Origin of the sequence: Hymenobacter sp. DG25B (assembly GCF_000801315.1) — a bacterium.
In the GTDB taxonomy this organism is placed as follows: domain Bacteria; phylum Bacteroidota; class Bacteroidia; order Cytophagales; family Hymenobacteraceae; genus Hymenobacter.
Genome location: NZ_CP010054.1, coordinates 2,157,948 through 2,179,704 on the forward strand (window position 1 = coordinate 2,157,948; position 21,757 = coordinate 2,179,704).

Sequence of the window (21,757 nt, forward strand, 5' to 3'; positions counted from 1 at the left end):
GAAATACACGCTACCACCTAACGCTAAAACCTACGGCTATGGCCATCATGATAACCGACGAGTGCATCAACTGTGGTGCCTGCGAACCGGAATGTCCTAATAACGCTATTTACGAAGGCGGTGCGCAGTGGCGCTGGGCCGATGGCACTGCTTTGAAAGAAGTAACCGTGGACGGTGGCGCAACGGTGTCGGGCACTGCCCCCCAAACGCCTGTTTCCGATGAGTACTACTATATCGTGTCAGACAAGTGCACGGAGTGCGTGGGCTTCCACGAGGAGCCCCAGTGCGCCGCCGTTTGCCCCGTAGACTGCTGCGTGGACGACCCCGACTACCGCGAATCGCAGGATGCTTTGCTGAAAAAGAAAGAATGGCTGCACGCTGAGGTGAGCTAAGCCATTTGATTTTTCAACAAAAAGCCTGCTCCGCCCGAGCAGGCTTTTTTGTATCCTAGATTTAAAAAAGCTAGTTCCCCGCCTCAGATGAGGAGGGGTTAGGGGTGGTTGACCTCGGAGTGTCAGAACGATTACTAACTCTAGATTTCTAACCCTAGTGCTTCAACCACCCCTAGCCCCTCCTCATCTGAGGCGGGGAACTAGTCCAGAACTGCTAACCCCAATTCCTGCATTTCCGGCCCCGCCCCGAAATGCCTACTTTTGCCCCTTAAACCTGATTTCCCGCCGCTGATGTCAATCGCCAAGACCTACACCCCCGCCGACGTTGAAGCCAAATGGTACCAGCGCTGGCAGGAGCAGGGCTTCTTCAAAGCCAAGCCCAACCCGCGCAAGCCTGCTTACTCAGTAGTGATTCCGCCGCCTAACGTAACGGGCGTGCTGCACATGGGGCACATGCTGAACAATACCATTCAGGATGTGCTGGTGCGCCGGGCGCGCATGCAGGGCAAGGAAGCGTGCTGGGTGCCCGGCACCGACCACGCCTCCATTGCTACCGAGGCCAAGGTTGTGGCCCTGCTGAAGGAGAAAGGTATTGATAAGAAAGACCTCACCCGCGAGCAGTTCCTGACCCACGCCTGGGACTGGAAAGAAAAGTACGGCGGCATTATTCTGGAACAGCTGAAAAAGCTGGGCGCCAGCTGCGACTGGGACCGGACGCGCTTCACCATGGAGCCCGAGCTGACTGAGGCCGTACTGCGCGTATTCGTGGATTTGTACCGCAAGGGCCAGATTTACCGCGGCATCCGCATGGTGAACTGGGACCCCATGGGCGGCACCGCTTTGAGCGACGAGGAAGTAATTCCAAAGGACACCATGGCCAAGATGTACCACCTCAAATATGAGGTAGTAGGTCAGCCGGGCCAGTTCCTGACGGTAGCTACCTCGCGCCCGGAAACCATTATGGCCGACGTGGCCGTGGCCGTAAACCCCCACGACCCGCGCTACACCCACCTGCACGGCGCCAAAGTGCGCATTCCGCTGCTGCGCCGCGAAATTCCGGTGATTCTGGACGAGTACGTAACTATTGACTTCGGTACCGGCGCGCTAAAAGTGACGCCCGCGCACGATTTGAACGACTACGAGCTGGGCCTCAAGCACAACCTGCCCGTTATCGATATCCTGAACAACGATGGCTCGCTGAACGAAAAAGCGCAGCTGTACGTGGGTCAGGACCGTTTTGCGGCCCGCCGCAACATCGTAAAAGACCTGGAAGATGCCGGCCAGCTGGACAAGGTAGAGGAATATGCCAGCGTACTGCAAACCTCGGAGCGCACCGGGGCGGTAATTGAGCCGCGCCTGAGCCTGCAGTGGTTCTGTAAGATGGACCAGATGGCCAAAAAGGCCCTGGAGGTAGTAGAAAACGACGAAATCAAGCTGCACCCGCCCAAGTTTAAGAACATGTACCGGGTGTGGATGGAGAACGTGCGCGACTGGTGCATTTCCCGCCAGTTGTGGTGGGGCCAGCGCATTCCGGCCTACTACCTGCCCGATGGCACCTTCGTAGTGGCTCTGAATGAAGAGGAAGCCGTGCAGCTGGCCCGCGTGCAAAGCGGCAACCAGGACCTCACGGCCGCCGACCTGCGCCAAGACGAAGATGTGCTGGATACGTGGTTCTCCTCCTGGCTCTGGCCCATTTCGGTGTTCGATGGCTTCAAGGACCCCGACAACGCCGATATCAACTATTTCTACCCCACCGATGACCTGGTAACTGCCCCCGAAATCCTGTTTTTCTGGGTGGCGCGCATGATCATGGCCGGGCTGGAATACCGCAAGGAAGTACCGTTCCGCAACGTGTACCTCACCGGCATTGTGCGCGACGACCAGGGCCGCAAAATGAGCAAGCAGCTCGGCAACTCACCCGATCCGCTGGACCTTATTGCCCAGTACGGCGCCGATGGCGTGCGCACCGGCATGTTGTTCTCCTCGCCGGCCGGCAACGATTTGCTGTTCGATATTAAGCTGGTAGAGCAGGGTCGCAACTTCAGCAACAAGCTCTGGAATGCCTTCCGCCTCACCAAGGGCTGGGAAGTAGATGCCGCGCTGCCCTTCCCCAATGCCAAAGCCGTGGAGTGGTTCTCGGCCAAGCTGCAGGCCTCCCTGGCCGAGATGGACGAGCACTTCGAGAAGTTCCGCATGAGCGACGCGCTGATGACGGTGTACAAGCTGGTGTGGGACGACTTCTGCTCCGTGTACCTGGAGATGATCAAGCCCGCATACCAGGCGCCCATTGATGCTGAGACGCTGCGCCATACCAACAGCTTCCTGGAAACCCTGCTGAAGCTGCTGCACCCCTTCATGCCCTTCATCACGGAGGAAATCTGGCACGAGCTGGCCGAGCGCGGCCCCAAGGACTACCTCTGTGTAGCGCCCTGGCCCAAGCAGCAGCCCGTGGCCGGCAGCCCGGAGGTAATTGCCCGCATGGAAAAGGCCCTGGACATCGTGGCCGGTATCCGCAACATCCGGAACCAGAAAGGCCTCGGCCCCAACAAGCCACTCATCCTGGCGGCCAAAACCGACGACGTAGCGCTTCTGCAGAGCTACGACGCCATCATCCGGAAGCTGGGTGCCCTGAGTGATATCAGCTTCGTAGAGGCTGCTCCGGCTGCCGCTGTAGGCTTTGTATCCGGTGGGGCGGAGTTCTTCGTGCCGATGGAAGGTCAGATTGACCTGGGGGCGGAAAAGGAGCGTTTGGCCAAAGAGCTGGAGTACGCCCAGGGCTTCCGGGACTCCGTGCTGAAGAAGCTCGGCAACGATAAGTTTGTGCAGAACGCCAAGGCCGACCTGGTGGAGCGGGAGCGGCAGAAGCTGGCCGATGCCGAAGCCAAGATTACGGCCCTGGAGCAAAGCATGGCTGCTTTGTAAAGCGGTTAGATTTCTGGAATGACTCAAAAAGAGCTGCGCCACGGTGCAGCTCTTTTTGTTTGTGCGCTACTGCCTTTTCCAATTAGGAAGTCGAAAGAACGTCATGTCGAGCGCAGTCGAGACATCTCGCGTGCTGATGTTGCCATAGTAATTACCACACTAGCGAGATGTCTCGACTTCGCTCGACATGACGGGCTTTTTCCTTTTCTTTTCCAAAAAACGACCCCACGCGAGATGCTTCGCTACGCTCTGCAGGACCAGTAAGCTTATTACCGCTGCCTGAATTTCTTAATCCTCGAACAGGATAGTATAAGCAGTAGCTGGTTGTCTAACGGAAAGTTGTGGGCTGACAGGCAGTAACGTACCTTTCCTTCGTCACTTTTATACCCATTAGCTTTAACTCCTGATGAAGAAATCAACCCCCTTATTGGTAGGTGCTTATGCCATGGCGTTGGGCGCTGCCCAGGCGCAAACTGCGGTGCCGCCCGTAGCTGCCATCAAGCCCAAGCAGCTCACCATGCTGGGCAACACGCGCACCGATAATTACTACTGGCTGAATGAGCGCAGCAACCCGGAAGTCATCAGCTACCTGGAGGCTGAAAATGCCTACTTCGACCAGGTGATGGCGCCGGTAAAAGGGCTGGAGGAAAAACTGTACGCCGAAATCAAGGGCCGCATTCAGGAAAAGGATGAGTCGGTGCCGTACCGCGACAATGGCTATTACTATTACACCCGCTTTGAGGAAGGGGCCGAATATCCCATTTACTGCCGCAAGAAAGGCTCGGTAAAAGCCCCGGAGGAGGTGTTGCTGAACGCCAACCTTCTGGGCAAGGGCAAGCCATATTATCAGATTGGCGGCTGGGAGGTGAGCGACAATAACCAGCTGCTGGCTTTCAGCGAAGACACCGTAAGCCGGCGCTTGTACACGCTGCGGTTTAAAGATCTAAAAACAGGCAAGCTCTATCCGGAAGCCATTCCGAATACGGGCGGTGAGGCCGTGTGGGCCGCCGACAACAAAACCGTGTTCTACACCCGCAAGGATGTCACCACGCTGCTGCCCTACCAGGTGTACCGGCACACGCTGGGCTCCGACCCCAAGCAGGACGCGCTGGTGTACGAGGAGAAAGACAACACCTATTCCATGGGCCTGGGCCGCTCCAAGTCCCGGAAATATATTGGCGTGCAGCTGCACAGCACGCTTTCCTCGGAGTTCCGCTACCTAGAAGCCGCCAACCCCACCGGGGAGCTGAAAGTATTCTGGCCCCGCGAGAAAGACCATTTGTACGAGGTGGAGCACATGGGCGACAAGTTCTACGTGCGCACCAACTGGCAGTCGCCTAACTACCGGTTGGTGGAAACGCCCATTACCAACACGGCCAAATCGGCGTGGAAAGAGCTGGTGCCGCACCGCAAAGACGTGTTCCTGGAAAACATGGAACTGTTCCGCAACTACCTGGTGCTGGGCGAGCGGAAGGAAGGGCTGCTGCAGCTAAGCGTGCGCGACTGGAAAAGCGGCAAACAGCACTACCTCAACTTTGGCGAACCGGCCTACACGGCAGCCATCAGCGTGAACCGGGAGTTTGATACGCCCGTGCTGCGCTACACCTACACCTCACTCACCACGCCTTCTTCCACCTACGATTACGACATGAATACCCACCGGAAAACCCTGCTGAAAGAGCAGAAGGTGCTGGGCGGGTTCAAAAAGGAAGATTACGTAACGGAGCGCCTCTACGCCACCGCGGCCGATGGCACCCGCATTCCGATATCCGTGGTGTATAAGAAAGGCTTTAAGAAGGATGGGAAAGCGCCTATGCTGCAATATGCGTACGGCTCCTACGGTATTTCCACCAACGCAACTTTTAGTCCTGCGCGGCTGAGTTTGCTGAATCGGGGCTTTGCTTTTGCCATTTGCCATATCCGGGGCGGGCAGGAAATGGGCCGGGATTGGTACGAGGCGGGCAAGTTGCTCAGGAAGAAGAACACCTTCACCGACTTTACCGACTGCTCCCAGTATCTCATTCAGCAGAAGTATACCTCACCGGCCACGCTGTTTGCCCAGGGCGGCAGTGCCGGTGGCCTGCTGATGGGCGCTGTAGTGAACCTGCACCCGGAGCTGTACAAAGGCGTACTGGCCGGGGTGCCGTTCGTGGATGTGGTGACCACCATGCTGGACGCCAGCCTGCCCCTGACCACCAGCGAATACGACGAGTGGGGCAACCCCAACCAGAAGGAGTACTACGACTACATGCTGTCCTACTCGCCTTATGATAACGTGAAAGCGCAGGCCTACCCCAACATGCTGGTCACCACCGGCCTCCACGACTCGCAGGTGCAGTACTTTGAACCGGCCAAGTGGGTAGCCAAGCTGCGCGCCATGAAAACCGATAAGAACCTGCTGCTCCTGCACACCGATATGGCCGCGGGCCACGGCGGAGCTTCCGGCCGGTTTAAGTCTATCCATGACGTAGCCCGGCAGTACGCCTTCATGTTCCTGCTGCTCGGTATTAAAGCGTAATTCAACCAGCTACTTAAAACAGAACGGCCCCGCTGCTTAGCAGCGGGGCCGTTCTGTTTTGGGCTGAATAGGCCGGTTTACTCCAGTACGAAATCTACCCGCTGCCAGGAAATCTGCTGGGGGCCTTTGGCCTCGTAGCGTAACAGCATCTGGCCGGCGCTGTGACCATCATCGAAAGTAGCCAGGGCATAATGGTCGCTCAGCACGCTCACTTCCCGGATCTTCATGGTGCCACCCACCTTGCCTTCGGCGGGCAGCAGGCGCTGCTGCTGGCGCTCCAGGCTGGTGCGCAGCATGGTGGCCGGGTTGCCCAGGCCGCGGCGCACCAGGCGGCTTAGCTGGGCCGTGGTGAGCAGGTCGCGGGGTTCGGCACTGGTTAGTTCAGCAGGTGCCTCCGCGGGCGTTGCCGCGGGTTTGGATTCGCCGTTGGCTTTCATCTGCAGCTGAAAATTAACCTGCTGGCAATCGGCAAAGCGTTTGTCGGAAAGCTGCAGGGCCTGCTCCAGTCGGGTGGTTTGGTAATACAAAAACACGATAAGCCCCAGGGAAATAACCAGGGCAAAAACCGTTAATAATCTTTTCATAAGTTGCTGAAATTTAAAAAGAAAAGCCCGTCAGTATGACGGGCTTCTTGAGGAGCAACGCGCCATAAAACGCGGGTTGTTTTAAATAGAGGTGTTAGGATCAAACTGCTCTAGGTAATCAGCCACGCGGCGCACAAACATGCCCCCCAGCGAGCCATCTACCACGCGGTGATCGTAGCTATGCGAGAGGAACATAAAGTGGCGCACGCCAATTAGGTCGCCCTGGGGCGTTTCGATAACCGCTGGCTTCTTCTTGATGGCACCTACGGCCATGATAGCCACTTGTGGCTGCATGATAATAGGCGTGCCCATTACATTACCGAAGGAGCCTACGTTGCTGAGCGTGTAGGTACCGCCATCCAGGTCTTCGGGCTTCAGCTTGTTGGCCCGGGCCCGGGTGGCCAGGTCGTTCACCTTTTTGCTCAGGCCGTTCAGGTTCAGCTGGTCGGCGTTATGGATAACCGGTACAATGAGGTTGCCGGAGGGCAGGGCCACCGCTACGCCAATGTTGATGTCGCGCTTCTTGATGATGTAGTCCCCGTCAATGGAAACATTAATCAGCGGGAAGTCCTGAATGGCGCGGGCCACGGCCTGAATGAAGATAGGCGTGAAGGTAAGGTTCTCGCCCTCGCGCTTCTTATAGGAGTCCTTATGCTTATTGCGCCAGTTCACGAGCTCCGTCACGTCGGCCTCCACAAAAGAGGTAACGTGGGGCGAAATACGCTTGGAGTCCACCATGCGCTGGGCAATCATCTTGCGCATGCGGTCCATTTCAATCAGCTCCTGGCCACCGCTTACGGAAGGGGCGGGCTTGGACGCAGCCACGGCGGGAGCAGCCGCTTTAGGTGCTGCTGCGGCGGTCTGAGGTGCTGCCTGAGGCTGAGCGGCCGGCTGTGGCGCTTGGGCAGGAGCAGCAGCTGGCGCGGCTGGCTTCTGGCCCGAAGCCACGTAATCCAGAATATCTTTTTTGGTTACCCGGTTTTCCTTGCCGGTGCCGGGAATGTACTCCAGGTCGGCCATGGAAATACCTTCCTCGCGGGCAATGCTGAGCACCAGCGGCGAGTAGAAGCGGCCGGACTGGGCCACGCTCAGGCGCTGATCTGCCTGCGGGTCAGTGGGCTCCGGGAGGTAAGGAACTTCAGCGGATGCAACCGAGGCGCCGTTGATAGCGGGAGCAGCAACGGCTGCCGGAGCCGAAGCGCCGGCGCTGGCGGCATCCGTTTCCAGAATGGCAATGGGGGCGCCTACGGCTACCACCTGGCCTTCCTGCACCAGAATTTCCTGCAAAACACCGGCATAAATGGCGGGTACTTCGGTATCTACTTTGTCCGTAGCTACTTCCAGCACCGATTCGTCCTGCTCAATGGTGTCGCCTACCTGTTTGAGCCATTTCAGGACGGTGCCTTCCATAATGCTTTCGCCCATCTTGGGCATCACCATTTCCACTCGTGCCATGCGTATTTTGGGAATTTGGGTTGTTGGGTGTTGAGGGTCGGGAAACTAGTTGATTGCTTGAGCAGGTATGAGGGTGGGTGCCCAAAAATCGTGGCAAAGGTAGGCTTTTTGCCGGCTCAGGAAGAAGGACCGGATGCGAAGATTCGCCCACGGCCTAAAACCTGTTTAGAAAAGCCGGCGCCTGGCCTCACTGCGCTGCAGTTGCCTCCGGCGCTACTGCCGGCAGATTCATGCGGAGCATATCCAGCACAACCGTGGTAGTGTATTCAATATTCAGCTGGCGGCCGCGGTTAAAGCTCAGCAGCCGGCTCACGGTGTGGTGGGCATCGGCATAGGCAATCCAGATGGTGCCCACCGGTTTTTCGGGAGTGCCACCATCGGGCCCGGCAATGCCGCTGGTGGCCAGGGCTACATCTACCTGCAGGTGCTGGCGCAGGCCTTCCGCCATCTGGCGCACTACGGCTTCGCTGACGGCGCCATGTGTAGCTAAGCTTTCAGGAGTGACATTCAAATCATTGATTTTAATGGTATTATCATACGCAACAATGCTTCCTTTAAAATAAGCGGAGCAGCCCGGTACGCTGGTAAGCCTATGCGCTACGTAGCCGCCGGTGCAGCTTTCGGCGGTGCCAACGGTCAGGTTTCTCTCGCGCAATAGTTCGCCCACGGCGGCTTCCAGACTTACTTCGCCTTCGGCAAAAATGTGCTGGCCCAGCTTCTCGCGCAGGGCAGGCAGGAGGGCGCGCATCCGCTCCCGCAGGTGGGGCTGGCCGTCGTCGGTGCCGGTAAGGCGCAGGCGTACGCCACCCATATAAGGCAGGTAAGCCAGCCGGATATTGGCCGGCAGAGCGTCTTCCCAATCGGCAATCCGCTCAGCCAGGAACGACTCACCCAGGCCCACCGTCTGAATAACCACGTGCTCGATAGCGGGGGTGTGGAAGTGTTCTTTGAGTTTGGGCAGCACAATGTCTGTCATCATGCGCTTCATCTCAAAGGGCACGCCGGGCATGGAAACGAACACCACGCCGCGGTCCTCAAACCACATACCCGGCGCTGTGCCCATCACATTCCGAATGGGCGTGCAGCTGGCGGGGAGAAAGGCCTGCTGGAGGTTTACTTCCAGCATGGAGCGGTTATAGCGCGCAAAAATAGCTTCCACATCTTGCAGGGAAGGCTCGTGCAGCACCAACTCGGTGCCGAAGTACTCCGTCAGAATATTCTTGGTGAGGTCGTCTTTGGTGGGCCCCAGGCCGCCGGTGATGAGAACCAACGTTGCGCGCTGCCGGGCGGCATCCAAGGCCTGCACAATCTCCTCGGCGCGGTCTGAAACGCTGGAAATCTGCCGCACCCGTATTCCCAGCTTCCCTAATTCCTGCCCCAGAAAAGCCGAGTTGGTATCGATAACCTGACCATATAGCAGTTCGTCGCCAATCGTAATGATTTCGGCATTAGGTACTTGGTGCGTCATAGGGAAGAGGGAGGGTTTTTTCTGAAATTTGGTCCGGTTTGTGCCAAAAGGCCTTTTAGTGCTTCCGGGCACCTAACCATTCTTTGCCGGTTCGAGTTATGAAAAAGATTCACTATTCACTGCTGCTGGCCCTTTTTTTAGGGATAAATGTGGCGGCATCCGCCCAAATAAGGCTCTCCGACCTGGGCCGTATACTGGGTTCAGCGTCGAAAGTTAAAACCAAGACTAAAACTACTACTCAGCAGAGCAGCGGCAGCGTTACCCAGGCCGAGGCGGCCAAAGGCTTGCAGGAAGCGCTGGTGCAGGGCATCAGCAAAGGCGCTGATCAGGCCTCGCAGACGGATGGCTTCTACCTTAACCGCCTGATCCGCATTCCTTTCCCACCTGATGCCCAGCGCGTGGCCAACACCATGCGGCGCATTGGCCTGGGGGCGGAGGTAGATAAGTTTGAGCTGTCCCTGAACCGCGGCGCCGAAGACGCGGCCAAAAGTGCCAAGCCCATCTTTATTTCAGCCATCAAAAGCCTCACGTTTAAAGACGTGTGGGGCATTCTGACGGGCCAGAAAGACGCCGCAACGCAATACCTGAAACGCACTACCTCCGAGCAGCTGACCACGGCCTTCCAGCCTATCATTCAGCAGTCGTTGGACAAAGTAAGCGCCACCCGCTACTACACCGACCTCACCACGCGCTACAACCAGATTCCCTTCGTGAAGCCGGTAAACACCGACCTGAACCAATACGCTACCGGCAAAGCCATTGATGGCCTGTTCACGCTCATTGCGCAGGAAGAGGCCAACATTCGGGAAAACCCCGTGGCCCGAACCACAGAGCTGTTGAAGCGGGTATTTGGCCGTAAGTAGACGTTCTACCCACAAGACACAAAAGAGCCCCGTTGATGCAAATCAGCGGGGCTCTTTTGTGGAAGCTGCTCAGCCAGCTGATGTCAGCCGGTTAATTTCTAGTAGTCATCATCGTCGTAGCGGCCTTTGCTTTTGCTGCGGCTGCTGAAGGTATCGTCATCGTCGAGGTCGTCGCCCAGATCATCGTCATCATCGTCGCCGAAACGGGAGAACCCGCTGCTGCCATCCGGGTCCTCGGCGGCCTCGGCGGTGGTGTACTCATCTTCCGTCATGTTGGCCAGGTCCAGCGCTTCATCGTGAGAAGAGCCGGTGTCGCGCCACATCAGGTAGTCGGCGTACTTCGCCGAGAGGCGGTCTTCAGAGGAGCCGCGGGTTTTGCTGCCGCCGGTTTTAGCAAAAGTATCCAGCTCGTCGTCATCGTCGAGGAAGTCGCCGTCGAGGTCGTCGTATTGTCTCATGGCCGGGTAAGGGCGGTAAAGGGTGAAATGGTGCAGGCGTGAAAAAGCCGCGTGCTGCTGCGAAGATACGGACTAAGCGGATTTCAGTTAGCGGGAAAACCGAAAACAGGGCTACAACTTTTGGGCATTGCGGTTGGTTCCCGCCGCTATGCAAAGTGCCAAAACTATTTGTAAGCCGCGAAGAAACTAGCGGGCCGCCTGGGCGCCGAAATCCGTAATCAGAAGCTGCTCGGTGCAGAAGGCATATTCTTCCGGCACATTGGAGCTTACCAGCACCAGCCGGCCGGCCAGGGTAGCGGCTACGTGCTCCTGATACCAAGCCACGCCGGTGCGGTCCAGGTTAGTAGTGGGCTCGTCCAGCAGCAGGAGCGGGGCGTGGCTGTACAGGGCCAGGGCCAGCTTGAGGCGCTGCTTCATGCCGGAGGAAAAGTCGCGCACCAGCTTGTGGCGGGATTTTTCCAGGTACATCAACTCAATTAATTGGTCGGTGCTGATGCCGGGGCGCAGGGGCTTAAAGCGGGTGTGAAAGTGCAGCAGCTCCGTCAGGGTCAGCTCCTCAATCAGCTCCAGATAAGGCGCGCAATACGCCAGCAAGGGCGGTATTTCCTCCACTGGTACGTTGCGGCCCAGGTAGGAATAGGTGAGGGTGCCTTCGGAGGAAAGCAGCTGCCCGGAAAGCGTGTTGAGTAGGGTACTTTTGCCAGCACCGTTGGGGCCCAGAATAGCCGTAGCCGTACCGGGCGCGAAGCGGTGCGTCAGGCCCCGGAAAATCCACTCCCGATGGAAGCGCTTACCCAGCCCCGTGGCCTCAATCTGCACTGGAGCTGCCGCGCGTATAGCCTTTAATAACCCCGCGGCCTGAGTTGCGAATGAAGTTTACCACCTCATCCCGCTCTGGCGAGGGAGCCAGCTCCAACTCAATCTTCTCCAGGGCATCGTTATTATTCAGCCCGCTCAGGAACAGCAGGCGGTAGAACTGCTGAATCTCACTGATCTGCTGATCGGAGAAACCCCGGCGCCGCAGCCCAATGGAGTTAATGCCACTGTACGTGAGCGGCTCACGGCCTACTTTCACAAACGGCGGTACGTCCTTACGCACCAAAGAACCGCCCGATACCATAGCGTGCTGCCCCACGCGCACAAACTGGTGCACTGCCGAGGAGCCGCCAATAATAGCATATTCACCGATTTCTACGTGCCCGGCCACCTGCACCGTGTTGGCCAGAATGCAGTTGTCGCCAATGATGCAGTCGTGGGCAATGTGCACGTAGGCCATGAGCAGGCAGTTGGCGCCTACTACGGTTTTCAGCCGGTCGGTGGTGCCGCGGTTCACCGTCACGCACTCCCGAATTACGGTGTTGTCGCCGATGTGGGCCGTGGTTCGTTCGCCGGCAAACTTCAGATCCTGAGGAATGGCGGAAATCACCGCGCCCGGGAAAATCTTGCAGTTTTTGCCGATGCGGGCCCCGGCCATAATGGTGACGTTGGGCCCAATCCAGGTGCCTTCCCCAATTTCAACGTCCTTATCGATGGTGGTGAAGGGCTCCACTACCACGTTTTGGGCAATTTTCGCTTCGGGGTGAATATAGGCGAGCGGCTGGTTCATTCGAGAGGGAATTCTGAATTATGAATTCTGAATTATGAATGGAATGAACAACAAGAAGTTGGGCAGTGGTGGCCTGGCTTCAGCGTCCATTCAGAATTCATAATTCAAAATTCAGAATTAAAAAGTTAAGCGTCTTTGCGGACGATGGCAGCACTCATTTCAGCCTCCATCACCACTTTACCATTCACAAAGGCTTGGCCTTTCATTTTGGCAATGCCGCGCTTGATGGGAGCTAACAGCTCACACTTGAAAAGGATAGTATCGCCGGGCAATACTTTTTTGCGGAAGCGGCAGTTTTCGATGCCCAGGAAATAAGTCCAGTAGTTCTCAGGGTCAGGCACGGTGTGCAGCACCAGGATGCCGCCGGTCTGGGCCATAGCCTCAATCTGCAGTACGCCGGGCATGACGGGGTTGCCGGGGAAGTGGCCCTGGAAGAAAGGCTCGTTCATCGTCACGTTTTTCACGCTGGTAACCGTGGAGGCATCCAGGTGAATAATCTTGTCGATGAGCAGGAAGGGGTAGCGGTGAGGCAGGGTAGCGGCAATCTTGTTGATGTCCATCACCGGCTGCCGCGAGGGGTCGTAGCTGGGTACCGGTGAGGAATCGGCCTCCTGCATTTTCTTCTTGATCTTCTTAGCGAAGGCTACGTTGGCCGCGTGCCCGGGGCGGGCAGCCAGGATCTGGCCTTTCAGCGGGCGGCCTACCAGGGCCAGGTCCCCAATCAGGTCGAGGAGCTTGTGGCGGGCGGGCTCATTTTTGTGGCGCAGGTCCACATTGTTCAGAATGCCTTCCTTTTTCACGGCCACTTTGGGCTTGCCCAGCATGGTAGCCAGGTCGCTCAGCTCATCTTCGCTCACTACCCGGTCTACTACCACAATGGCATTGCTGAGGTCGCCGCCTTTGATGAGGTTTTGCTTGTAGAGGGCTTCCAGCTCGTGCAGAAAGCAGAAGGTGCGGGAGGAAGCAATTTCGCTGGCAAACTGGGAAATGTCCGTCAGGGAGGCGTGTTGCGAGCCCAGAACCGGCGAATTGTAGTCTACCATTACCGTAACGCGGTAATTGTTCAGGGGCAGGCCGGCAATTTCTACGGCGCGGGCATTGTCCACAAACCGAATTTCGTCGGGAATCTCGAAGTAGTTGCGTAGGGCATTCTGCTCTTCCAGGCCTACTTCCTGCAGGGGCTTAATGAACTCGTAGCTGGAACCATCCATAATAGGCGGCTCGGGGCCGTCCAGCTGAATCAGCACGTTATCAATCTGCAAACCTACCAACGCGGCCAGCGTGTGCTCCACGGTATTTACGCGGGCACCGTTCTGCTCAATAGTAGTGCCCCGGGAAAGGTCTACCACGTTATCTACGTCGGCGTCCACAATGGGCTGGCCGGGCAAATCAATTCGCTGAAACTTGTACCCGTGATTGATGGGGGCCGGGCAAAAGGTCATGGTAGCTACTACGCCGGTGTGCAGGCCAATGCCGCTTACCGTAACAGGAGCTTTGATGGTGTGTTGCTTATCGTTCATTTTATGGCTGTTAGCTAATAGCTGCTGGCTGTTAGCTGACGTTCTGAACCGCTGGCCGGTCAGAGAGATAGAAGAAGGAAAATTCTGGAGGCTGGCAGCTAATAGCTAGCAGCCAGCCGCTTCTCAGACGGCAAAGCTAGGATTTTTCCGGTGCTGTTTGCTTACGCTCCAGCACATCCAGCCGCCGCTCCAGATCAGGCAGCCGGCGGAAAATGGCGTTTGCGCGCAGACTATCGCGCAGATTGAAGGCCGGGGAGCCCTGCAGAAACACGCCTTCTTCCTTAATAGACTTACCCACGCCCGACTGCGCCGTAACCGTGGTGCGGTTGGCCAGAGTGAGGTGCCCGGCCAGGCCCGTCTGCCCGGCCAGCACGCAGAAATCCCCGATTTTGGTGGAGCCCGAAATGCCCGTTTGCGAGGCAACCACCGTGTGGCGGCCTATTTCTACGTTGTGGGCTATCTGTACCAGGTTATCAATCTTGCTGCCTTCCCGAAGGATGGTAGAGCCCATGGTAGCGCAGTCAATGGTAGCGTTGGCGCCAATGCTGACGTTGTCTTCCAGCACCACATTGCCAATCTGCGGAATGGTGCGGTAGGAGCCATCGGGCTGCGGGGCAAAGCCAAAACCATCGGAGCCGATGACGGCGCCGGCATGCACGGTGCAGCGTGCTCCAATCACGGTTTCAGAGTAGATCTTGGCCCCGGCATAGAGAATGGTGCCGGCTCCAATCTTCACCCGGTCACCGATGTAGACGTGAGGGAAGATGACCACATCCGGCCCAATCTCGCAGTCATGCCCGATATAGGAAAAGGCGCCGCGGTAATGGTTCTCGCCAATGGTAGAATTAGGGCCCATAAAGGCGGGCTCCTCCACGCCCCGGCGGCCGGTGCGCGAGGCCTGCTGGTAGAACTCCAGCAAGGTAGTAAAGCAGGTATAGGGGTCGTCTACGCGGATGAGCGCGGCGGACACGGGCTGCCGCAACTCCAGCGTACGACTCACAATCACAGCCGAAGCTCCGGTGGTGTAGAGCTGGGGTTCGTATTTAGGATTTGCCAGGAAGGTAAGGGAACCGTCCCGGGCTTCTTCAATTTTTGCCAGCCGGTCAATGCGGAGTGCGGCGTCACCTTCGACGTCGCCCCGCAGCACCTCTGCTACTTGGCCTACCGTGAATTCCATAGGAAAGCAAAAGTAGGCAAATATTCAGTTGCCCGTTGTGAGTGTAGGGTAGCTACCCGTTGAGTTTCCATGGTAAATCCAAATGGGCCACGGCCAGCTTACAAAATCTCCTTGGGGTAGCAGATATAGTGCTTCTCCACGCGCTGCCCCAGGGCTTTAATATTGGGCAGGTCGGAGGCTTCGGCTACGTTTACCACGCTGCCGCGCTTGGTGAGCACGTCAATGGTGTCCTGACCATCGGCATCGTAGGCGTTGTTGCTGATGCGGCCCGTGAGCATGAGCTGGGCCGCGGCGGCCGGCGGCAGCTGGAAATGCTCGGCAATAAGCTCCACAATGCCCAGCTGAAAGTCCTCGTCAAACGGCTCAGTTTGCAGCTGAATTTTGAACAGATGGCGGTCCAGCATGCTTTGGGCCAGGTAGTTCAGAACCTTATCGGGGTGGTCGGCCCAGAGCTTAATGGCGCTCCATACGTCGGTATCGTCCAGGCGGGTAAAGCGGCGCAGAATGGTGTCATCGGCCTCAAACTCCTTTTGGCTGACGTTGCGGGAGAGAAAGAAGTGGAGGTTGGGCGAGGCCGGCACCTCTACGCCGGAGCGCACCAGGTCCCGGGCGTGCTGCATGATGCGGATAATCATCTGCTCGGCCGAGGTAACGGTTTTGTGCAGATATACCTGCCAGTACATCAGGCGGCGGCTCACCAGGAAGTTCTCAATGCTATACACCGCTTTTTCCTCCAGTACCAGCCGCTCGTCTACCACCGTCAGCATTTTGATGAGGCGGTCGGCGCCGGGTCTGCCTTCCTGCACGCCGGTATAGAAGGAGTCGCGGTTCAGATAATCGAGGCGGTCCATGTCCAGCTGGCTGCTCACCAGCTGGTGAAAAAACGGGCGGTGATAGGTGCCCCGGAAGATTTCAATGGCCAGATCCAGCGCTCCGTTGAACTCAGTGTTCAGCTTGCGCATCAGGTGCAGGCTGAGTTCCTCGTGGTGTACTTCATGAAAAATACTGCGCTCCAGGGCGTGGGAGAGGGGCCCGTGGCCAATGTCGTGCAGCAGAATAGCGGCCATGGCGGCCTCGCCTTCCTGGGCTGAAATCTGAATGCCTTTGTCTTTCAAGGTGCGCAGGGCCAGCGACATCAGGTGCATGGCGCCCAGCGCGTGGTGAAAGCGGGTGTGCAGCGCGCCCGGATACACAAACATGGTAAGCCCCAACTGCTGAATGCGCCGCAGCCGCTGAAAGTAGGAATGCTCAATCAGGTCGAACAACAACTCGGTGGGGATGGTGACAAAGCCGTACACCGGGTCGTTGAAGATTTTCTTTTTGTTCATTGGGTGATGATTGGGCGAAAGTAGCGCGAAGCTCCGGCTTCGGGTACGAGCAAAGCGAGTATTCAGGCGTCTGCAAACGTCAGCACTCGCTGCGCTCGTACGCGAAGCCGGAGCTTCGCGCTACAGGCTTGCGGCGTCCGACTCAACTATTTTCGGCTTCTTTACGGCGAAGATGGCACTGCTCCGGCAGTTGATCCGAATTTTTCAAAACCTAAAGTCGAGGATTGGGAGTAAAGCTACTTACGAAACTTCAGTTGCAACCTACCGATGTGCATTTGCCTCTTTCCGAAGCAAAGCGCCTGCGGTAAGCTGCCTTTATGAGAAGCTCGTGTAACCGCTTTGCCAGCTACCCGTTGGCGGTATAGCATCTAACCCTAGAACTCCATCCATGCAACGTTACAGCATCCTCTGGGCCGACGACGAAATCGACCTGCTGAAACCCCACATTCTCTTTCTACAGGACAAAGGCTACGACGTAACCGGCGTGAACAGCGGCGCCGATGCCATTGAGCAGATTCAGGAACAGAACTACGATATCGTGTTTCTGGACGAGAATATGCCCGGCCTCACCGGCCTGGAAACCCTCTCCGAAATCAAGACCATTAAGCCTACCGTGCCCGTGGTTATGATTACCAAGAGCGAGGAAGAGCATATCATGGAAGAGGCCATCGGCTCCAAAATTGCCGATTACCTTATCAAACCCGTGAATCCTAACCAGATTCTGCTGGCCGTAAAAAAGGTGCTGGACAACAAGCGCCTGGTGTCTGAAAAGACCAACACCGGCTACCAGCGCGACTTCCGCCAGCTGGGCATGCAGCTCTCCGACCGCCTCTCAGCGCAGGAATGGGCCGATGTGTACAAGAAGCTGGTGTACTGGGAGCTGGAAATCAATGAGACTGAAGGCAAAAGCATGGCTGAGGTCTTCAACATGCAGAAGGACGAGGCCAACTCCTACTTCGGCCGCTTCATCACGGAGAACTACGAAGACTGGGTGAACGGCGACAAGGATGCCCCGCTCATGTCGCATCAGCTTTTCAAGGAGCGCGTGTTTCCGCTGCTGAAGGAAACCGGCGACACCCCCGTGTACTTCCTGCTGATTGACAACTTGCGCTACGACCAGTGGAAAGTGTTGGAGCCCATTATTGCCGAGATGTTCACGGTAGACTCCGAGGAAACCTACTACAGCATTCTGCCCACCACCACCGCTTACGCCCGCAACGCCATTTTCTCGGGCATGATGCCCGGCGAAATTCAGAAGAAGTATCCCAACCTGTGGGTGTGGGACGATGATGACGAAGGCAAAAACATGAACGAGGCCGAGTTCATGGAAATCATGTTCCAGACGGCCAACCAGAAGCACAAGTTCAGCTACCACAAGGTGACTAACCTGCAGGCCGGCAAGGATTTGCTGGGCAAGATGTCCAACCTGCACAACAACTATAAGCTGAACGCCATTGTCTACAACTTCGTGGACATGCTCTCCCATGCCCGCACCGACATGGCTATGATTCGGGAGCTGGCCGCCGATGAGTCGGCGTACCGCAGCATTACCCGCTCGTGGTTCCTGCACTCGCCGCTGTATGAGATGCTGCAGGTGATTGCCGAGAAGAAGGGCAAGCTCATCATCACCACCGACCACGGCACCATCCGCGTAAAACGCCCCTACAAGATTGTGGGCGACCGGAATACCAACACCAACCTGCGCTACAAGCACGGCAAAAACCTGGGCTTTGATGAAAGCCGCGACGTATTTGTGGTGCGCAAGCCGGAGCGCGTGTTCCTGCCCCGCGAAAACGTAAGCACCGCCTACGTCTTCACCGTCGGCGACTTTTTCTTCGCCTATCCCAACAACTACAACTACTACGTGAACTACTACAAGGACACGTTCCAGCACGGCGGCATCTCCCTGGAAGAATGCATTATTCCGTATGTAACGCTGAGTCCGAAAGGGTAATTAAATCCGAAAAAGTAATGACCGACAGCACGAAAGTGCTGTCGGTTCTTTTTTATTGCATAATGAGAATTGTATGGCCTTCCGCCCTTTTAGCACTAAGCCTAGTTTTACTGTCGGGTTGCGACCGGTGCAGCGACGTAGAACCAATGGATGATTCTCTCCGGTTTGTACTAGTAGATAAGCAAGGTCGCAACCTAATCGGCACCGGACCTGGGCAGTACCATCCGGATTCGGTCAGGATGCTGGTAGCGGGAACTGCCAATTATTCCACGGTAGAGCAAGCTGAAATTTACGAGGGAGGCTACGGGGTTAGTTTGTCCCCGAACAGGCAAGCGTTTAATTCCCATGATGATGTACGGGCTTATTTACAGCTTACTTCCAGGGATACCGATACCCTGGATATTACCTACCGCATAAAGGAAGGAAAGTGCTTCGATCTGGTAGAGTATAACAGCTTGTTCTACAACGGAAACCGCATGGCAGGTAGAAACGATTTTGGAGTTCCGATCATGCGTAAGAAAAGATAAGTTTCAGGTTCAAAAAGAAAGCGCGACTAAGTTTCTGGTCGTGCTTTCTTTTTGCCTAAGCGTGTATCTTACTGCCCGCCAGCCCGGCGCTTCTCATCCTCCGCGCCACCGCTGCGCTTCCGCGAAGGAGCCAGCTTCTCATTGCCGAAGCGGTAGTTAAAGGACAGCGTCACCATACGGGAGTCCAGGCGTTGGTAGAAACGCTCCACATAGTTGTCGTAGGAGGAGGTTGCGCGGGTTTTGCTGGTAAACAGAATATCGGAAGCATTCAGCTTAATAGTTGCTTTCCGGTCCAGCAGGCTTTTTTGTACCCCGGCCGCCAGCTGGCCGTTGGGCCGCACATCCAGGAAACCGTACTGCTCCCGCGACTGGTAGCTGGCATTCAAATCGGCACTCCAGCCTTTGCCCAGCGTCACGCTGCTGTTGGCGCTCAGGTTGAAGGCCGGGCGGCCCTTATCCAGCGCGGTGCCGGCCAGGTTGCCCACAAAACGGCTGTAGTAAAACACCGCGTTGGTATACAACTGCCAGCCTTTCACGGGCTCAAAGGGCGCCGTGAGCGTGAGAGCATAATAGTATTGCTTGCCCAGATTCACCTGCGTGGACACCACGGTGCTGTCGGTTTCCGGCTGCACCACCCCAATCATGGGGTCTTTCGTGATGCTGTAGCTCACGCCGGTGCTGAATTTTTGCAGGAAGGTGTGCGTCAGCTCCACATTGTAGCTGGTTTGCGGGCGCAGGTTGGGGTTGCCGGAACCTGAGGTAGTGGGGTCGATAATGTAGCGGAAGGGGTTTAACTGGCTGTAATTGGGCCGGTCTATGCGCCGGCTCATCGACAGCGAAACCTCGTTCTTCTCGTTGATGGTCTGCTTGAGGGCCGCGCTGGGAAACAGCTGGAAATAGTGGCGGTCGAAATGGTCGTTGCCTACCACCTGCTGCCCGGTGGCGTTGGTCTGCTCACCGCGCAAACCTGCCTGAATATTCAGCTTCGCGAAGCTGTGGTTTACATTCACATAAGCAGCCAGAATGTCCTCGTCGTACTTAAACCGGTTAGTCAGGTTGGGGTCCACGGTGGTTTCGCCGGCTATGGTGTTAGTATACAGCACATCATTATCTGAGGAAACCTGGCTGGCTTTGGCCCCGGCTTCCAGGCGCGTCTGCTTGGAGAGCGGGTGCACATAGTCCACCTTCGCCGATTGAATAGTAAGCTCCCCGGTCTGGTTGCCCTGCAGCAGGTAATCCAGGCCGCGTTCAGCGTTATCAAACTGCGTGGAAAGGTCCTGCAGACGGCGGGCGTCATAGCGGGCGTAGTCCACATCGGCAGTCAGTTCCCGGCTGCCGCTGGAGTCGTTGGCAAAGGTGTGCTTGAAGTTAAGGTTGGCCGCCTGGTTGGGGGAATGAAAGTTGCGGTGGCTCTCCGCATTATAGGCCGTAATCAAATGGCCCGTGGCATCATACAGGGAGGTGCGGTTGACGCCGTATTGCTTGGGGCTGCGGCTGTCCAGCCCGCTCACCACCACGCCCAGCACCGTGTTTTCCGTCAGGTTGAAGTCCAGGCCGCCTTTCCAGCTGTGGGTTTGCGTGCCCAGGCGCATGCGGTTGGTCTGATCGCTGCTGCCGGTAAGGGTGCGCTGCCCGTCCGTGTTGGCGTAGAAGTCCCGGTGAATGTCCAGCTTGGCCATGCCCTGGCGGTCGGCGTAGTTATAAGACCCGAACAGGTTCACCTTTTTCTGCCGGTAGTTCATCGAGAGGCCGCCATTCCACTTGGTGTACTGGCTTCGGCTGATGCTCAGGTTAGCGGTGCCATTGGTGCCCTGGCGCTGGTCTTTTTTCAGGTTGATGGCGATGATACCCGCCCCGCCCTGGGCATCGTACTTAGCAGGTGGGTTGGTAATCAGCTCAATGCTTTTCAGCTGCTCGGCGGGCAGCGACTTCAGGTATTCAGCCAGCTCCGAGCCCGTCATGGGCTGGCGCTTGCCATCAATAAGTACCAATAAGCCCTGTTTGCCGCGCAAGGCCAAGTTGTCGTTGCCATCTACGGTTACGCCGGGCGAGCGGCGCAGTACATCCAGCGAGGTGTTGCCGGCCGCCAGCGTGCTGCCTTCCACATTCACCACAGTGCGGTCGGCCTGGCGCTCATACAAGGGCTTCTGGCCCACCACCACTACTTCCTTCAGGGTGGTAGCCCCACTCACCTGCAGCGTAATAGTAGGTAGGGCAACCGGGCTGCCCGCCACGTCAAAAGGCTTGGTCCAGGCCCGCTGAAAGCCCAACTGGGCCACCGAAACCAGGTAGCGCCCGGCTGCCGGCTCCTCCAGGCGGAAGGCCCCTTTATCGTCGCTGAACTCCGATTTCACCACCACGGAGTCGGCGGCGCGGTGCAAGGTTACGGTGGCAAATTCTACGGCGGCGCCTTTGGCATCCAGCAGAGAACCACTGACCCCGGCGGGTGTTTGGGCGGCGGCGCTTTGCCAGGACCAGCCCAGCAGGAGCCCGGCCAGCGCCAGGCGCCGACCGGAAATGAGAGCAAAGTTTGTTTTCATGTTAGTGAGAGGAGGGAGTGGAACAGTTGGCAGAGATGCGGTCAAGCAGATGGCGTAGAATGGTCAGGTCGTCTTCAGAAATGCCCTGTAGAGCTATTTTGCGGTTGTTTAGCACAATGGGCTCCACGGCGGCCAGAGTTTGTTCGCCGGTGGCCGTAACGCGCAGGCGGCTGCGCCGCCCGTCGCCGGGCAGGGCTTCGGCCGTGAGCAAGCCATGGTTGATCAGCAGGCGAATGATGCGCGCCACGGAAGCCTGGTCCTTGAAAACCCGCTCGGCAATTTCCATCTGCGTCACATCGTCTTTCTCCCGGATAACCTGCAGCACCAGCCACTGGTCAACGGTAATGGCAATACCGGCCCGGTCAATGTTGGCCTGTGCCAGCTTGCGATACTGACGAATGGCCTTATCAATAGAGTAAAAAATGACGTTACTGAGCATGGCTGA

Annotated in this window: 17 protein-coding genes; 6 read left to right on the top strand and 11 right to left on the bottom strand. The window is 57.1% G+C overall.

The window, feature by feature from the left end; all coding sequences use genetic code 11:
* Positions 1-38 precede the first annotated feature (38 nt).
* From PK28_RS09160 to PK28_RS09170, 3 genes are all read left to right on the top strand, one after another.
* A complete protein-coding gene (locus tag PK28_RS09160) occupies positions 39-392 on the top strand; it encodes a 4Fe-4S dicluster domain-containing protein (protein ID WP_044513464.1) in 354 nt (117 codons plus the stop codon).
* A gap of 291 nt (positions 393-683) precedes the next feature.
* Entirely contained in the window at positions 684-3,314 is a 2,631-nt protein-coding gene (locus PK28_RS09165; RefSeq protein ID WP_044513465.1) for a valine--tRNA ligase, read from the top strand.
* Positions 3,315-3,720: 406 nt separating this feature from the next.
* Positions 3,721-5,832 (top strand): S9 family peptidase, encoded by a 2,112-nt coding sequence (locus PK28_RS09170; protein WP_071885138.1) that lies wholly within the window; start codon positions 3,721-3,723, stop codon positions 5,830-5,832.
* Positions 5,833-5,909: 77 nt separating this feature from the next.
* On the opposite strand, the gene PK28_RS18985 is transcribed toward PK28_RS09170, so the two are convergent.
* The 3 genes from PK28_RS18985 to PK28_RS09185 form a co-directional block, all read right to left on the bottom strand.
* Positions 5,910-6,416, bottom strand: a complete 507-nt coding sequence (locus tag PK28_RS18985) for a hypothetical protein (protein WP_048825804.1) — start codon at positions 6,414-6,416, stop codon at positions 5,910-5,912.
* 81 nt (positions 6,417-6,497) lie between these two features.
* Positions 6,498-7,871: a dihydrolipoamide acetyltransferase family protein gene (locus PK28_RS09180; protein WP_044513466.1), complete on the bottom strand. Its 1,374-nt coding sequence runs from the start codon at positions 7,869-7,871 to the stop codon at positions 6,498-6,500.
* 187 nt (positions 7,872-8,058) lie between these two features.
* A complete protein-coding gene (locus tag PK28_RS09185) occupies positions 8,059-9,339 on the bottom strand; it encodes a competence/damage-inducible protein A (protein ID WP_044513467.1) in 1,281 nt (426 codons plus the stop codon).
* Positions 9,340-9,437: 98 nt separating this feature from the next.
* Between PK28_RS09185 and PK28_RS09190 the strand changes: the two genes are divergently transcribed.
* A complete protein-coding gene (locus PK28_RS09190; protein ID WP_044513468.1) occupies positions 9,438-10,202 on the top strand; it encodes a DUF4197 domain-containing protein in 765 nt (254 codons plus the stop codon).
* 98 nt (positions 10,203-10,300) lie between these two features.
* On the opposite strand, the gene PK28_RS09195 is transcribed toward PK28_RS09190, so the two are convergent.
* The 6 genes from PK28_RS09195 to PK28_RS09220 all read right to left on the bottom strand — a co-directional run bounded on the left by PK28_RS09195 (position 10,301) and on the right by PK28_RS09220 (position 16,291).
* Positions 10,301-10,660, bottom strand: coding sequence for a hypothetical protein (locus tag PK28_RS09195; RefSeq protein ID WP_044513469.1), 360 nt, complete (start codon positions 10,658-10,660; stop codon positions 10,301-10,303).
* A gap of 186 nt (positions 10,661-10,846) precedes the next feature.
* Positions 10,847-11,479, bottom strand: coding sequence for an ABC transporter ATP-binding protein (locus PK28_RS09200; RefSeq protein WP_044513470.1), 633 nt, complete (start codon positions 11,477-11,479; stop codon positions 10,847-10,849).
* Positions 11,469-12,266, bottom strand: coding sequence for an acyl-ACP--UDP-N-acetylglucosamine O-acyltransferase (gene lpxA, locus PK28_RS09205; RefSeq protein WP_044513471.1), 798 nt, complete (start codon positions 12,264-12,266; stop codon positions 11,469-11,471). The genes PK28_RS09200 and lpxA overlap by 11 nt, the downstream gene beginning before the upstream one ends.
* Before the next feature lie 125 nt (positions 12,267-12,391).
* Entirely contained in the window at positions 12,392-13,786 is a 1,395-nt protein-coding gene (locus PK28_RS09210; protein ID WP_044513472.1) for a bifunctional UDP-3-O-[3-hydroxymyristoyl] N-acetylglucosamine deacetylase/3-hydroxyacyl-ACP dehydratase, read from the bottom strand.
* A gap of 136 nt (positions 13,787-13,922) precedes the next feature.
* The gene (gene lpxD, locus PK28_RS09215) at positions 13,923-14,963 is read right to left on the bottom strand and encodes a UDP-3-O-(3-hydroxymyristoyl)glucosamine N-acyltransferase (RefSeq protein ID WP_044513473.1); all 1,041 of its coding nucleotides are present in this window, start codon (positions 14,961-14,963) and stop codon (positions 13,923-13,925) included.
* A gap of 98 nt (positions 14,964-15,061) precedes the next feature.
* Positions 15,062-16,291: an HD domain-containing protein gene (locus PK28_RS09220; protein ID WP_044513474.1), complete on the bottom strand. Its 1,230-nt coding sequence runs from the start codon at positions 16,289-16,291 to the stop codon at positions 15,062-15,064.
* Between the two features lie 388 nt (positions 16,292-16,679).
* Between PK28_RS09220 and porX the strand changes: the two genes are divergently transcribed.
* Together porX and PK28_RS09230 are read left to right on the top strand one after the other, a co-directional pair.
* On the top strand, positions 16,680-18,245 hold the full coding sequence (gene porX, locus PK28_RS09225) for a T9SS response regulator signal transducer PorX (RefSeq protein ID WP_044513475.1): 1,566 nt from the start codon (positions 16,680-16,682) through the stop codon (positions 18,243-18,245).
* Positions 18,246-18,391: 146 nt separating this feature from the next.
* Positions 18,392-18,772 carry a hypothetical protein gene (locus PK28_RS09230; RefSeq protein ID WP_044513476.1) on the top strand — a complete coding sequence of 127 codons (381 nt, stop codon included), beginning with the start codon at positions 18,392-18,394 and terminating at the stop codon, positions 18,770-18,772.
* 68 nt (positions 18,773-18,840) lie between these two features.
* On the opposite strand, the gene PK28_RS09235 is transcribed toward PK28_RS09230, so the two are convergent.
* Together PK28_RS09235 and PK28_RS09240 are read right to left on the bottom strand one after the other, a co-directional pair.
* Positions 18,841-21,312, bottom strand: a complete 2,472-nt coding sequence (locus PK28_RS09235) for an outer membrane beta-barrel protein (protein WP_082017045.1) — start codon at positions 21,310-21,312, stop codon at positions 18,841-18,843.
* A 1-nt stretch (position 21,313) separates the two neighbouring features.
* A complete protein-coding gene (locus PK28_RS09240) occupies positions 21,314-21,751 on the bottom strand; it encodes a MarR family winged helix-turn-helix transcriptional regulator (RefSeq protein ID WP_044513477.1) in 438 nt (145 codons plus the stop codon).
* Positions 21,752-21,757: the final 6 nt, after the last annotated feature.

Coding starts and splice junctions, on each gene's coding strand:
- lpxD (WP_044513473.1), bottom strand. CDS start 14,963: ATGGAATTCACGGTAGGCCAAGTAGCAGAGGTGCTGCGGGGCGACGTC.
- PK28_RS09240 (WP_044513477.1), bottom strand. CDS start 21,751: ATGCTCAGTAACGTCATTTTTTACTCTATTGATAAGGCCATTCGTCAG.
- PK28_RS09195 (WP_044513469.1), bottom strand. CDS start 10,660: ATGAGACAATACGACGACCTCGACGGCGACTTCCTCGACGATGACGAC.
- PK28_RS09235 (WP_082017045.1), bottom strand. CDS start 21,312: ATGAAAACAAACTTTGCTCTCATTTCCGGTCGGCGCCTGGCGCTGGCC.
- PK28_RS09160 (WP_044513464.1), top strand. CDS start 39: ATGGCCATCATGATAACCGACGAGTGCATCAACTGTGGTGCCTGCGAA.
- lpxA (WP_044513471.1), bottom strand. CDS start 12,266: ATGAACCAGCCGCTCGCCTATATTCACCCCGAAGCGAAAATTGCCCAA.
- PK28_RS09230 (WP_044513476.1), top strand. CDS start 18,392: ATGGATGATTCTCTCCGGTTTGTACTAGTAGATAAGCAAGGTCGCAAC.
- PK28_RS09190 (WP_044513468.1), top strand. CDS start 9,438: ATGAAAAAGATTCACTATTCACTGCTGCTGGCCCTTTTTTTAGGGATA.
- PK28_RS18985 (WP_048825804.1), bottom strand. CDS start 6,416: ATGAAAAGATTATTAACGGTTTTTGCCCTGGTTATTTCCCTGGGGCTT.
- porX (WP_044513475.1), top strand. CDS start 16,680: ATGCAACGTTACAGCATCCTCTGGGCCGACGACGAAATCGACCTGCTG.
- PK28_RS09210 (WP_044513472.1), bottom strand. CDS start 13,786: ATGAACGATAAGCAACACACCATCAAAGCTCCTGTTACGGTAAGCGGC.
- PK28_RS09170 (WP_071885138.1), top strand. CDS start 3,721: ATGAAGAAATCAACCCCCTTATTGGTAGGTGCTTATGCCATGGCGTTG.
- PK28_RS09165 (WP_044513465.1), top strand. CDS start 684: ATGTCAATCGCCAAGACCTACACCCCCGCCGACGTTGAAGCCAAATGG.
- PK28_RS09185 (WP_044513467.1), bottom strand. CDS start 9,339: ATGACGCACCAAGTACCTAATGCCGAAATCATTACGATTGGCGACGAA.
- PK28_RS09220 (WP_044513474.1), bottom strand. CDS start 16,291: ATGAACAAAAAGAAAATCTTCAACGACCCGGTGTACGGCTTTGTCACC.
- PK28_RS09180 (WP_044513466.1), bottom strand. CDS start 7,871: ATGGCACGAGTGGAAATGGTGATGCCCAAGATGGGCGAAAGCATTATG.